9 protein-coding genes are annotated in these 12,484 nt (G+C 71.7%); 6 read left to right on the forward strand and 3 right to left on the reverse strand.

What is annotated here, in order from left to right; all coding sequences use genetic code 11:
* Window positions 1-185: 185 nt before the first annotated feature.
* Together ACWD6P_RS11555 and ACWD6P_RS11560 are read left to right on the forward strand one after the other, a co-directional pair.
* Window positions 186-1,475 carry an amino acid deaminase gene (locus ACWD6P_RS11555; RefSeq protein ID WP_451443844.1) on the forward strand — a complete coding sequence of 430 codons (1,290 nt, stop codon included), beginning with the start codon at window positions 186-188 and terminating at the stop codon, window positions 1,473-1,475.
* A gap of 10 nt (window positions 1,476-1,485) precedes the next feature.
* A complete protein-coding gene (locus ACWD6P_RS11560; RefSeq protein WP_451443845.1) occupies window positions 1,486-3,117 on the forward strand; it encodes an N-acyl-D-amino-acid deacylase family protein in 1,632 nt (543 codons plus the stop codon).
* 3 nt (window positions 3,118-3,120) lie between these two features.
* Here the strand turns inward: ACWD6P_RS11560 and ACWD6P_RS11565 are convergent, their stop codons facing one another.
* Window positions 3,121-5,244, reverse strand: coding sequence for a P-loop NTPase fold protein (locus ACWD6P_RS11565; protein ID WP_451443846.1), 2,124 nt, complete (start codon window positions 5,242-5,244; stop codon window positions 3,121-3,123).
* 203 nt (window positions 5,245-5,447) lie between these two features.
* On the opposite strand from ACWD6P_RS11565, the gene ACWD6P_RS11570 reads away from it, so the two are divergent.
* Window positions 5,448-6,659 (forward strand): pyridoxal phosphate-dependent aminotransferase, encoded by a 1,212-nt coding sequence (locus ACWD6P_RS11570; RefSeq protein ID WP_451443847.1) that lies wholly within the window; start codon window positions 5,448-5,450, stop codon window positions 6,657-6,659.
* Between the two features lie 84 nt (window positions 6,660-6,743).
* Window positions 6,744-7,187 carry an SCO4983 family protein gene (locus ACWD6P_RS11575; RefSeq protein ID WP_451443848.1) on the forward strand — a complete coding sequence of 148 codons (444 nt, stop codon included), beginning with the start codon at window positions 6,744-6,746 and terminating at the stop codon, window positions 7,185-7,187.
* Window positions 7,188-7,280: 93 nt separating this feature from the next.
* Here the strand turns inward: ACWD6P_RS11575 and ACWD6P_RS11580 are convergent, their stop codons facing one another.
* On the reverse strand, window positions 7,281-9,113 hold the full coding sequence (locus tag ACWD6P_RS11580; protein WP_451443849.1) for a phosphoenolpyruvate carboxykinase (GTP): 1,833 nt from the start codon (window positions 9,111-9,113) through the stop codon (window positions 7,281-7,283).
* Window positions 9,114-9,352: 239 nt separating this feature from the next.
* Between ACWD6P_RS11580 and trhA the strand changes: the two genes are divergently transcribed.
* Window positions 9,353-10,069 (forward strand): PAQR family membrane homeostasis protein TrhA, encoded by a 717-nt coding sequence (gene trhA, locus ACWD6P_RS11585; protein ID WP_451443850.1) that lies wholly within the window; start codon window positions 9,353-9,355, stop codon window positions 10,067-10,069.
* A gap of 338 nt (window positions 10,070-10,407) precedes the next feature.
* Window positions 10,408-11,061: a TetR/AcrR family transcriptional regulator gene (locus ACWD6P_RS11590; RefSeq protein WP_451443851.1), complete on the forward strand. Its 654-nt coding sequence runs from the start codon at window positions 10,408-10,410 to the stop codon at window positions 11,059-11,061.
* Here ACWD6P_RS11590 and ACWD6P_RS11595 read toward each other — a convergent pair.
* A complete protein-coding gene (locus ACWD6P_RS11595) occupies window positions 11,036-12,418 on the reverse strand; it encodes an amidase (RefSeq protein WP_451443852.1) in 1,383 nt (460 codons plus the stop codon). The two genes, ACWD6P_RS11590 and ACWD6P_RS11595, sit on opposite strands and share 26 nt — an antisense overlap.
* Window positions 12,419-12,484: the final 66 nt, after the last annotated feature.

Consider the following 12,484-nt stretch of genomic DNA (forward strand, 5'->3'; position numbering starts at 1 on the left):
CTCGTCCGGGCCGTGTGCCGCGCGGTGTGCGGGGTGGTTTCCCGTTGCCCGGCTCGCCGTGTTCCCGCCGGTTTCCCGCTGCGTTTCCCATGATTGACCGGGCGATGGCTCGGATGTTAGACAGCTGTAAGCGATATGCGCAATGAGTGTTGCAGAGACTGCAACAAGATCTTCGAGGAGGCCTCATGGCCGGTGAGCGGCTCGCGCAGGGACTCAAGGCACTCGCGGACGAGCGGGTCGATCACCGCTTCAAGGCCCTCCCCCCGGACGCCGACGGACTGACCGTCGGCGAGCTGGCCGCCGAGCGCCGCAGCCTGTTCACCGGCGGGTTCACCACCCCCGTCCTGGCCCTGGCCGCCGAGTCGGTCGAGCACAACCTGGCCCTGATGGAGACCTACTCCTCCCGGCACAAGCTCGCCTTCGCCCCGCACGGCAAGACCTGTATGGCGCCGCAGCTCTTCGCCCGCCAGCTGGAGCACGGCGCCTGGGGCATCACCGCGGCCGTCCCCCACCAGGCCCGCGTCTACCGCAGCTTCGGCATCCAGCGGATCTTCCTGGCCAACGAGGTCGTGGACACCGCCGCACTGCGCTGGCTCGCCGCCGAGCTCGCCGACGACCCCGGCTTCCGCTTCGTCTGCTACGTCGACTCGCTGCGCGGCATCGAGCTGATGGACGTGGCGCTGCGCGAGGCCGGCGCGACCCGCCCGGTGGACGTGGTGGTCGAGCTCGGCGCCGGTGAGGGCGCGCGCACCGGCGTCCGCACGGAGGCCGAGTGCCTGGAGCTCGCCGACGCCATCGCGGGCGTGGACACCCTCCGCCTGGTGGGTGTCGCCGGGTACGAGGGCGAGGTGCCCGACGCCGACGTCGAGCGGGTGACCGCCTGGATGCGCCGGCTGGTGGCGCTGGCCGTGGAGTTCGACAAGGCGGGCCGGTTCGCCGACCTCGACCAGATCGTCGTCAGCGCCGGCGGCAGCGCCTGGTTCGACGCGGTGGCCGAGGTGTTCGGCGAGATCCCCGAGCTGTCCGCGCCGGTCCTGAAGCTGCTGCGCTCGGGCGCGTACGTCTCGCACGACGACGGCCACTACGGCCGCCTCACCCCCTTCCGGCGCATCCCCGAGGAGGGCGCCCTGCAGCCCGCCTTCCGGCTGTGGGCACAGGTCGTCTCCCGCCCCACGCCCCGGCAGGCGTTCCTCAACGCGGGCAAGCGCGATGCGGCCTACGACCTGGATCTGCCGCAGGCCCGGGTCGTACGGTCCGGCCGCGACGGCACCGAGCGCCCGGCGGCCGGGATCACCGTCACCAGGCTCTCCGACCAGCACGCCTGGGTCGACACCGAGCGCAGCGGCGATCTGGAGGTCGGCGACTGGGTCGGGCTGGGGCTGTCGCACCCCTGCACGTCCTTCGACAAGTGGCAGCTCATCCCGGTGGTCGAGCGGGACGGGACGGTCACGGAGTTCATCCGGACGTTCTTCTAGGAGGCCGGCCGTGGAGGACCTCGTCATCCGTGACGCGGACGTCGTGGACGGCACCGGCGCGCCCTCCTACCGCGCCGATGTGGTCGTCGACGGCGGCCGGATCGCCGCGATCGTCAAGGAGGCCGCGGCGGCCGGCTGCCAACGCCCGCTGGCCCGCAGGGAGTTGGACGCGGAGGGCCTCGTCCTGTCCCCCGGCTTCATCGACATGCACGCGCACAGCGACCTCGCCCTGCTGCGCGACCCCGACCACAGCGCCAAGGCCGCCCAGGGCGTGACCCTCGAAGTCCTCGGCCAGGACGGGCTGTCGTACGCGCCGGTCGACGACCGTACGCTCGCCGAGGTACGGCGCGCGATCAGCGGCTGGAACGGCCACGGGGAGGACATCGACTTCGACTGGCGGTCGGTCGGCGAGTACCTGGACCGGCTGGACCACGGCTTCGGCGGACAGGGCATCGCGGTGAACGCCGCGTACCTGATCCCGCAGGGCACGGTCCGGATGCTGGTGGTCGGCTGGGCGGACCGCGAGGCGGCGCCCGACGAGCTGGCCCGGATGAAACAGCTGGTCGCGGACGGTATGCGGGAAGGCGCGATGGGCATGTCCTCCGGCCTCACCTACACGCCCGGCATGTACGCCTCCGACTCCGAACTGGCGGAGCTGTGCCGGGTGGTGGCCGAGTACGGCGGCTACTACTGCCCCCACCACCGCTCGTACGGCGCCGGCGCGCTCGCGGCGTACGAGGAGATGGTGGCGCTGACGCGGGAGGCGGGCTGCGCGCTCCATCTCGCCCACGCCACGATGAACTTCGGCGTCAACGAGGGGCGTGCGCCGGAGCTGCTGTCGCTGCTGGACAGGGCGCTCGACGACGGCTGCGACATCTCGCTGGACAGCTATCCGTACACCCCCGGCTGCACGACGCTGGTCGCGATGCTGCCCAGCTGGGCGAGCGAGGGCGGGCCCGAGGCGGTCCTGGCCCGGCTGCGGGACGACGAGACGGCCGAGCGCATCCGCCACGTCATGGAGGCGGAGGGGGCGGACGGCTGCCATGGCGTGCCCATCGACTGGGACACCATCGAGATCTCCGGTGTCTCCCGCCCGGACCTGGCCGGCCACGTCGGCCACACCGTCGCCCGCAGTGCCGCGGCGCGCGGCGAGGAGCCGTGGGTGACGGCCCGCAGGCTGCTGGTCGACGACCGGCTGGGCTCGACGATCCTGCAGCACGTCGGCCATGAGGACAACGTCCGCCAGATCATGCGCCACCAGGTGCACACCGGCGGCAGCGACGGCATCCTCCAGGGCGACAAGCCGCATCCGCGCGCGTACGGCACCTTCCCGCACTACCTCGGCAGATACGTGCGCGAGCTGGGCGTGCTGTCGCTGGAGGAGTGCGTGGCCCATCTGACGGGCCGTCCGGCCGCCCGGCTGCGCCTGCCCGACCGGGGTCTGGTGCGCGAGGGCCACCGCGCCGACCTGGTCCTCTTCGACCCCGGTACGGTCGCGGCGGGGTCGACCTTCGACGCTCCCCGCACGCTTCCGGCGGGTATCCCGCACGTCCTGATCGACGGCCGGTTCGTGATCGAGGACGGGCGGCGGACGGATGTGCTGGCGGGGCGGGCCCTGCGGCGGACGCCGGGCCGCGGCTGACGGTCACAGCGAGGGGAACCACCCGGTCTGCGCCGTAGTCGTGCGCCGGGGCGGCTCCCCGGCACGCGGCGGGGTCCGCTCGTCGGCCCGGCTCTGCAGGGCGGACAGCACCAGTTCCCGCAGCTCCTGCTCGTTGTTGGTGAGCGAGGCGCCCAGCGCGGCGGCCCGCTCCTCGCGTTCGGCGGACCGCCGGATGGTGAAGAAGACGACCGGGCCGTCGTAGTTGCCGTCCTCCTTGAGCCGCTGCACCATCGCGAAGCCGGCCGAGTGGTCCGAGCCCCGGCTGATGTCGGAGACCAGCAGGTCGGGGACGCGCGTGCGCAGGGCCCGCACGGCGTCGGCGCTCTTGGGCACATGGTTCACCTGCGCCCCGAGGCTCTCCAGCACCTCGCGCACCACGGCCTTGCGCTCCGGCTGGTCGTCGACCCACAGGACCTCGAAGGCCGGGGCCACCGGGTAGGGGCCCTGCTGCGGGTAGGGGCCCTGCTGCGAGTAACCGGGCTGGACCTGCGGATACCCGGCCTGCGGATACGGGGTCTGCGCCTGCTGGGGGACGGGCATCTGCTGCTGCGGCGCCGCCCCGTAGCCGCCGAACGGCTCGTCCCCCGGCCACGCCAGCGGTGGACCGAACCCCGTGGCGTAGCCGTCGGCGCGGGCCCCCAGCCCCTGCCAGAGCGGGGCCCACTCCTGGGACATCCGGGTCGGCTCCCCGGCGGAGCCCGGCGGGCCCTCGCGCAGCCGGAGCAGCAGCCGCTCCGCGTCCGGGAGGGCGGTCAGCTCGTCGACGAGTGACGTGAACGCAAGGTTGGCCACCAGGTCCGGGAAGTCGCTGGGGAGTTGGCGTTCCAGCACGTCCAGTTCCGCGTTCCCGCCGCTGAGCGTGGCAGGCGGCACAAGGCCGTACGACGTGAAGAAGCGCTGCACCCGCTCCAGCGCCCCAGTGGGCACCACTCCGGGGGCGGCCGACAGCAAGGTGTTGCGCACCTCGCGGTAGGTGCGGAATTCGGCCACCACATCACCGTCCACCGTTCCGGACGGGCCGGTCATCATCCGGTAGAAGTCGGGATAGAAGTACTGCAGCAGCAGCGTTCTGATCACCGCGCCCGGCCCGAAGTCGCGCCAGACGGGGTTCAGCGTGGCCTCCAGGACGAAGCCGTTGACCAGGCGCTTGATGCGGCGCGGGTTGCGGTCCGAGCGCTGCGCCAGCAGGTCCACCAGGGCGTCGTCGAGCAGCGGCTCGATGCCCGCGGTCCGGGCGCACCAGCGGATGTAGTCCTTGACGCCGTGGTTGTCGGCGGCCGGAATCCGGTAGCTGGTCTGGAAGATCTTCTCCATGAACGCCGAGCCGGCCGGCGACAGATCGCGCAGCAGCCCGTTGGGTCCCAGCGCCGACCGGTCGCAGCCGATCACGAACGCCAGGCCCGGTACGTCCAGATAGACCTTGACCGCCTCGCAGACCGCCAGCACCGTCTCCTCCGAGCAGCGGTCGAGGTCGTCGATGAAGACCACCAGGAGCCGGCGTGGCCGGAATTCGGCCGTCTCGGACCACTCCTGCACCAGATCGCCGATCGCGCCGCGCATCTCGTTGCGGGCCTGGGAGTTGACGGAGAGGTTCCGCCACAGCTCGTCGACCAGACCGGCCACCCCGAGCGGCCCGGCGGCCACCGCCGTCAGCGCCCGTACGGCCCGCAGCAGCGCGCGCCGCTCGGTGACCCGCTGCAGCCCGCGGCGCAGCACCCGGCGGTCGAAGCGCATCAGGACGGACTTGATCAGCCCCTCCAGCGCGTCGGCGCCGGTCGAGGTCCAGGCGTTGTACCAGACGGTGTGCACCTCGGGGGCGTGCGCCAGCTCCGCGTCGACCAGCCGCATCAGGCTGCTCTTGCCCATGCCCCAGCCGGCGTCGACGGCGAGCGTGAAGGGGGTGGAGCCGCGGGAGGCGACCAGCAGCCCGGCGAGCTGCCGGGCGGCCCGGCCGGCGCCGAGCAGGTCCGCGCCGGGCTCGGCGACCGGTTCGTCGTTGAGCAGGGCGAAGGGGCCGTGCGGCGGCGCCGCGGACGCGGCCGGTGACGGTGCGGGGAGCGGTAAGCCGGGCGCGGCGGGTGGCGGCAGGGGCGCCGAGGTGGACATGTGCCCGGAGCGTACCGGCGTACGCGCCTGCGCGCCGGTCTACCGTGAAATCAGCACGGCGCACGGAACGACCGCGCGCGGATTCCGTACCGCGGCATCCGGGCGCGGGTGATCACCACCCGTGAGGAACCCCACACCGTCCGCTGACCGGCGTGGGGAAAAACACCGGGCGGGTACCGAAACGCGCCCGTAAGGTGGCGGACATGCAGGTGATCCAGTCAACGAAGCTCGCCAACGTCTGCTACGAGATCCGTGGCCCGGTGCTAGAGGAGGCCATGCGGCTGGAGGCGGCGGGTCACCGCATCCTCAAGCTCAACACCGGCAACCCGGCGGCGTTCGGCTTCGACTGCCCGCCCGAGATCCTGGAGGACATCCTCCGTACGGTCGGGACGGCGCACGGCTACGGTGACGCCAAGGGCCTGCTCTCCGCCCGCCGCGCGGTGATGCAGCACTACCAGACCAAGGGCATCGACCTCTCCGTCGACGACATCTACCTCGGCAACGGCGTCTCCGAGCTGATCCAGATGTCGATGCAGGCCCTGCTGGACGACGGCGACGAGGTGCTCGTCCCCGCTCCGGACTACCCCCTGTGGACGGCGTCGGTCTCGCTGTCCGGCGGTACGGCCGTGCACTACCGCTGCGACGAGCAGGCGGACTGGATGCCGGACCTCGCCGACATCGAGCGCAAGGTCACGGACCGCACCAAGGCGATCGTCGTCATCAACCCCAACAACCCCACGGGTGCCGTCTACGACGACGAGCTGCTGCACGGCATCGCGGAGATCGCCCGCCGGCACAACCTGATCGTCTGCGCCGACGAGATCTACGACAAGATCCTCTACGACGGTGTCACCCACACCCCGTTCGCCTCGCTCGCCCCCGACCTGCTGACGCTGACCTTCAACGGACTGTCCAAGGCGTACCGGGTGGCGGGCTACCGCAGCGGCTGGATGGCGGTCTGCGGCCCCAAGGCGCATGCCTCCTCGTACATCGAGGGGCTGACGATCCTCGCCAATATGCGGCTGTGCGCCAATATGCCGGCCCAGCACGCGGTGGCCACCGCCCTCGGCGGCCGGCAGTCGATCAACGACCTGGTGCTGCCCGGCGGCCGGCTCCTGGAGCAGCGCGACACGGCGTACGAACTGCTGACGCAGATCCCCGGCGTCAGCTGCGTCAAGCCGAAGGGTGCGCTGTACGCCTTCCCGCGGCTCGACCCCAAGGTCTACAAGGTCAAGGACGACCGGCAGATGGTCCTCGACCTGCTGCGCGCCGAGAAGATCATGATCGTGCACGGCACCGGCTTCAACTGGCCGGAGCCCGACCACTTCCGGCTGGTCACCCTGCCCAGCAAGGACGATCTGGCGGACGCGGTCACCCGGATCGGCTCCTTCCTCGACGGTTACGGACAGTACTGAGCCACCGCGATTGCTATACGGAACTCAACTTTAGACAGCGTCTAAGCTAGGATGGCCTCCTGGACGTATTCAGGAGGCTGTCCCATGTACGAACCGATCCGCACCAAGTCGGTCCACACCATGGCCGCCACCCCGCAGATCCCGCACCGCTCCCGCGAGGAGGAGCTGGACATCCGGCTCGCCGGACAGCTGACCGCGCTGCTCACCGTCACCGACGAGCTGCACGCGCTGGCGACGCGGGCCGAGACCGGCAGGGCCCGGGAGCTGGACGGCGCCGCCCTGGCCGCCGCCGCGGACCGCATCGCCGAGCAGGTCGCGCGGCTGACCGGCGGCCACTATCCGCTGCGTGCCGAGCCCACCGACGGTGGCGACGCGCCCCGTGTCGAGGCCCTGCAGCAGCGCGCCCACACCCTCGCCGGGAACGCCCTGGCGGTCGCCACGTCCCGGGACGACGCCGCGGCGATGACCCTGGCGGCGGAGCGGATGGCGGCGCATGCGGAGCCGCTGCGGGATCTCGCCTCGGCGTGAGCGCACGCCGAGGCGCGGGCATCACCCCACCGGACCAACGCCGGTCTCCAGGACCAGCCGCGCGTCCTGGAGACCGGCGTCATGTCCGGGCGGCTACTTGCCGAGCCGCTCGACCAGCGCGCGGTACTCGTCCCACAGCTCCTTGGGCGTGTGGTCACCGAAGGTGTTGAGGTGGTCGGGGATCAGCGCCGCCTCCTCGCGCCACACGTCCTTGTCGACGGTGAGCAGGAAGTCGAGGTCGGCGTCGGCGAGGTCGAGGCCCTCGGTGTCCAGCGCGTCCTTGGCGGGCAGCACGCCGATGGCGGTCTCGACGCCCTCGGCCTTGCCCTCCAGCCGCTCGACGATCCACTTGAGCACCCGGCTGTTCTCGCCGAAGCCCGGCCAGACGAACCGGCCCGCCTCGTCCTTGCGGAACCAGTTGACGTAGTAGATCTTCGGCAGCTTGGACTGGTCCTTGTCGGCACCGACCTTGATCCAGTGGGCCATGTAGTCGCCCATGTTGTAGCCGCAGAACGGCAGCATGGCGAACGGGTCGCGGCGCAGCTCACCGACCTTGCCCTCGGCCGCGGCGGTCTTCTCCGACGCCACGTTCGCGCCGAGGAAGACACCGTGCTGCCAGGTCAGCGACTCGGTCACCAGCGGTACGGCGCTGGCCCGGCGGCCGCCGAAGAGGATCGCCGAGATCGGCACGCCCTTGGGGTCCTCCCACTCGGGCGCGATGATCGGGCACTGGCCGGCCGGGACGGTGAAGCGGGCGTTGGGGTGGGCCGCCGGGGTCCCGGACGCGGGCGTCCAGTCGTTGCCCTTCCAGTCGGTCAGGTGGGCGGGCTCGTCCTCGGTCATGCCCTCCCACCACACGTCGCCGTCGTCGGTGAGCGCGACGTTGGTGAAGACGGAGTTGCCCCACATCGTCTTCATGGCGTTGGCGTTGGTGTGCTCACCGGTGCCGGGCGCCACACCGAAGAAGCCGGCCTCGGGGTTGATGGCGTAGAGGCGGCCGTCCTCGCCGAAGCGCATCCAGGCGATGTCGTCGCCGATGGTCTCGACCGTCCAGCCGGAGATCGTGGGCTCCAGCATGGCCAGGTTGGTCTTGCCGCAGGCGCTGGGGAAGGCGGCGGCCACGTACTTCGACTCGCCCTGCGGCGGGGTCAGTTTGAGGATCAGCATGTGCTCGGCGAGCCAGCCCTCGTCACGGGCCATGACGGAGGCGATGCGCAGCGCGTAGCACTTCTTGCCGAGCAGGGCGTTGCCGCCGTAGCCGGAGCCGTAGGACCAGATCTCGCGGTCCTCGGGGAAGTGCGAGATGTACTTGGTGGAGTTGCACGGCCACGGAACGTCCGCCTCGCCCTCGGCCAGCGGGGCGCCGAGGGTGTGGACGGCCTTGACGAAGAAGCCGTCCTCGCCGAGCTCGTCGAGGACCGGCTGTCCCATGCGCGTCATGGTGCGCATCGAGACCGCGACATAGGCGGAGTCGGTGATCTCCACGCCGATGGCGGAGAGCGGCGAGCCCAGCGGGCCCATACAGAACGGGACGACGTACATCGTCCGGCCCTTCATCGACCCGCGGAAGATGCCGCCCTTGCCCTGCTCACCGACGAAGATCTCCCGCATCTCCGCGGGGGCCTTCCAGTGGTTGGTCGGGCCGGCGTCCTCCTCCTTCTCGGAGCAGATGAAGGTGCGGTCCTCGACACGGGCCACGTCCGACGGGTCGGAGGCGGCGTAGTACGAGTTGGGACGCTTGATCGGGTCGAGCTTCTTGAACGTGCCCTTGTCGACGAGCTCCTCGCACAGACGCTCGTACTCCGCCTCCGAGCCGTCACACCAGACGACCCGGTCGGGCTGGGTGATCGCTGCGATCTCGTCGACCCAGGAGATGAGGCCCTGGTGACGGGTCGGAATGGTGGGAGCCGCGTTGTCGCGCGCCACGATCGCTCCTAGATGAGGGTGTGGACGGATACCTGCCCGTTGTGAGGGCGAAATCCGCAACTTTTGGTTGTCTGCCCCTTGGGGGCCGCGACCCGGATGCTTCGTGACCGCTCATCCGGTGCCGACCGCACTCATTTGATCATCCGACCCCGATGGGGATCTGTCCAGAGGGCCCCTTCGTGACCGTCACCACTCCGGCACAGATCCGTAACTTACGGTCGCGTAGGTAGCATTGCGCCATGTCTTCCGCGCCCGACGCCGCCGAGAGCACGCCCCCCTCCGCGCCGCACGCGATCGCGGCGGTCACCGCCGCGGCCGCACCGCTCAAACCGAAACTGCGGGGCTGGCTGCACGCCGGGATGTTCCCCGCCGTCCTGCTGTCCGGGGTCATCCTGACCGCGCTCGCCGACAGCACCCGCGGCCGCCTGGCCTGTGCCATCTACACGCTGACCGCCTGCCTGCTCTTCGGCGTCAGCGCCCTGTACCACCGCGGCAATTGGGGCCCGCGGGCCGACGGCGTACTGCGCCGCCTCGACCACGCCAACATCTTCCTGATCATCGCCGGCACCTATACGCCGCTGACGATGCTGCTGATGCCCGGATCCCGCGGCCAGGCGCTGCTCTGGGCGATCTGGGCGGCCGCGCTGGCCGGCATCGTCTTCCGGGTCTTCTGGGTCGGCGCACCGCGCTGGCTCTACACCCCCTGCTACATCGCCATGGGCTGGGCCGCCGTCTTCTTCCTCCCCGACTTCCTGCGCACCGGCGGTATCGCCGTCCTCGTCCTCGTCATCGTCGGCGGCCTCCTCTACAGCGCCGGCGGCGTCATCTACGGCATCAAGCGCCCCAACCCCTCACCGCGCTGGTTCGGCTTCCACGAGGTCTTCCACTCCTTCACCCTCGCCGCCTTCGTCGTCCACTACGTCGGCATCTCGCTGGTGGCCTACACGCACGCCTAGGCACGCCAGGTCCAGCTCCAGATCCAGGTCCAGATCCAGGTCCAGACGGGCTCCGCTCCATTCGGCATCCACTCCTTTCGGCACCCACCCCTTTCGACTCGCGATCCAGCCGGCTGGCGATCCAGTCGGCTGGCGACCCAGCCAGCTTGCGATCCAGTCGGCTTGCGGCCCCGCACGGTCACCGTCACTGAACGTGGCCACCGACACCCCCAGCGTGACAGACGCCACTGACAACCGTCCGCCGCGCCCACCCCGACCCGCCCCGGCCCTCCGCGCACGGACGCGGGCAGCGGCTCCCGCACGGCCGATGCCGGTCAATGTGCCGGACAATGCTGCGCATGGTCTCCGCACACGCCACCGACGCCGCCACGCCGCCCGGGAGCCCCAAGCCCGGACTGCGGGAGCGCAAGAAGCTCCAGACCCGGCAGGCGATCCGGCGGGCCGCCTACCGCCTCTTCGAGGAGCAGGGGTACGAGGCGACCTCCACCGAGCAGATCGCCGAGGCCGCGGACGTCTCGCCGAGCACGGTCTTCCGCTACTTCCCCGCCAAGGAGGACATCGTGCTGACGGACGAGTACGTCACCGAGCTGGCGGACGGGATCCGCGGCCGCCCCGCCGATGAGCCGGTGATCGAGTCGATGCGGCAGGTCACCACACAGGCGCTGGGCAGGATCGCCGCACCGGAACGCGCCGAACTCGCCCAGCGCGTCCGCCTGATCCGCGAGGTGCCCGCCGTCCGGGGCCGTACGGCGGAGAACACCGCGCGGGCCGCCGCGACGATCAGCGCGGTGCTGGCCGAACGCACCGGTCGCGGCGCCGACGACCTGGAGCCGCGGGTCATCAGCGCGGCGGTCCTGGCCGCGCTCCAGGAGGCGATGCTGAGCTGGGGCGAGGAGAGCCCGACCGCCGACCCCGATGCGCTCATCGGGCTGATCGACCGGACGCTGGACCTGCTGGCCCGGGGGCTCACACTGTCCGGCCGGACCGGATAGCGGCGGACCGGATAGGGGCGGACCGGCCGGGGGCCGCTCCCGCCGCCCGGTCGAGCGCCCGCTCGATGCCCGCCGCGGCCTTCAGCAGGTCCTCGTCCGCGCCGTGGCCGCCGACGACCTGGAGACCGAGCGGCAGCCCGTTGGCGGCATGGCCGGCGGGCAGGCTGACCGACGGCAGTCCGGCGTTGCTCCAGGGCAGGCACATGATCGACGTTCCGGTGGTGGTCAGGTCGGCGGGGGCGGGGCCGGTGGCAGAGGGGGCGATCCACAGCTCGACGCCGGCGGCGCCGCCGTCCGCCGCGAGCCGCTCGCTGAATTCCCGGCGCCGGGCACGGGCCGCTTCGTAGTCGGCGTCCCCGATCGCCTGCCCCTGCCGGACGGCCGCCGCGGTCTCCTGCCGGTAGCGCCCGCCGAAGGCCGCGAACCACTCGGCATGGGCCCGGGCGACCTCGTAGCGGTTCATCGTGAAGAGCTGCCGCACGACCTGCTCGAAGTCGGCCATCACCGGGACCTCACGGACCGTGTACCCGGCGGTCTCCAGCAGTTCCCGCTGCTCCCTGAACGCGCGCAGCGCCTCCTGGCCCGCCCGGTCCAGATAGGGGCCGACCGGTATGCCCAGCACCGGGCGCCGCCGGTCCGCGGCCGGCTCCGCCGCCCGCCAGCCGTCGAGCAGCACCGACGCCGCGAGGCTCACACCCGCCACATCCGTGGCGTAGCACCCGAGGGTGTCGAAGCTGACGGCGTTGGGGATCACTCCGGCGACCGGGATCCGTCCGTAGGTGGGCTTGAATCCGGTCACGCCGCAGTACGCGGCGGGCCGGATCATCGAGCCGACGGTCTGCGTTCCGATGGCCAGCGGCACCATGCCCGCGGCGACCGCGGCCGCGGAGCCGCTGCTGGAACCCCCGGGCGTATGGGACAGGTTGTGCGGATTCCGGGTGGGGCCCGGCGCGGTGACCGCGAACTCCGCGGTCACGGTCTTGCCCGCGATCAGCGCACCGGCCGCACACAGCCGATCGACGACGGCGGCCTGCGGGCCGGCCAGCGCCCCGGGCGGCAGCGCAGAGCCCGCCCGGGTCGGCAGACCTTTGACCCGCACGATGTCCTTGACGCCCACGGGCACACCATGGAGCGGCAGACGGGCCGCGGCGGAGGCCCGGCCGGCCGCCGCCCGCTCCCGCGCCGCCGCCAGCAGCCGCGTGCGCCGGCCGGGCTCCGGCACGAAGGCCCGCACCTGACCGTCGACGGCGTCGATGCGGTCACACGTACGCTGCGCCGCGGCGACCGGGTCGTCCGTGCCGGCCCGTAACGCCGCGGCTTCCTGGGCAAGGGGGCGCCGCCCGAGCAAGTTCATCACCCTCGCAAGCTACAACCACCCACTGACAGCGGCCGGTTGGCCGGGCAGCGCGGAGGACTTCCCCAC

The organism is Streptomyces sp. NPDC002446, from assembly GCF_053595675.1.

What these genes read in the sequence shown, in the direction of transcription:
- trhA (WP_451443850.1), top strand. Translation starts at nt 9,353, where the DNA reads ATGTCTTCCGCGCCCGACGCCGCCGAGAGCACGCCCCCCTCCGCGCCG.
- ACWD6P_RS11555 (WP_451443844.1), top strand. Translation starts at nt 186, where the DNA reads ATGGCCGGTGAGCGGCTCGCGCAGGGACTCAAGGCACTCGCGGACGAG.
- ACWD6P_RS11575 (WP_451443848.1), top strand. Translation starts at nt 6,744, where the DNA reads ATGTACGAACCGATCCGCACCAAGTCGGTCCACACCATGGCCGCCACC.
- ACWD6P_RS11565 (WP_451443846.1), bottom strand. Translation starts at nt 5,244, where the DNA reads ATGTCCACCTCGGCGCCCCTGCCGCCACCCGCCGCGCCCGGCTTACCG.
- ACWD6P_RS11590 (WP_451443851.1), top strand. Translation starts at nt 10,408, where the DNA reads ATGGTCTCCGCACACGCCACCGACGCCGCCACGCCGCCCGGGAGCCCC.
- ACWD6P_RS11570 (WP_451443847.1), top strand. Translation starts at nt 5,448, where the DNA reads ATGCAGGTGATCCAGTCAACGAAGCTCGCCAACGTCTGCTACGAGATC.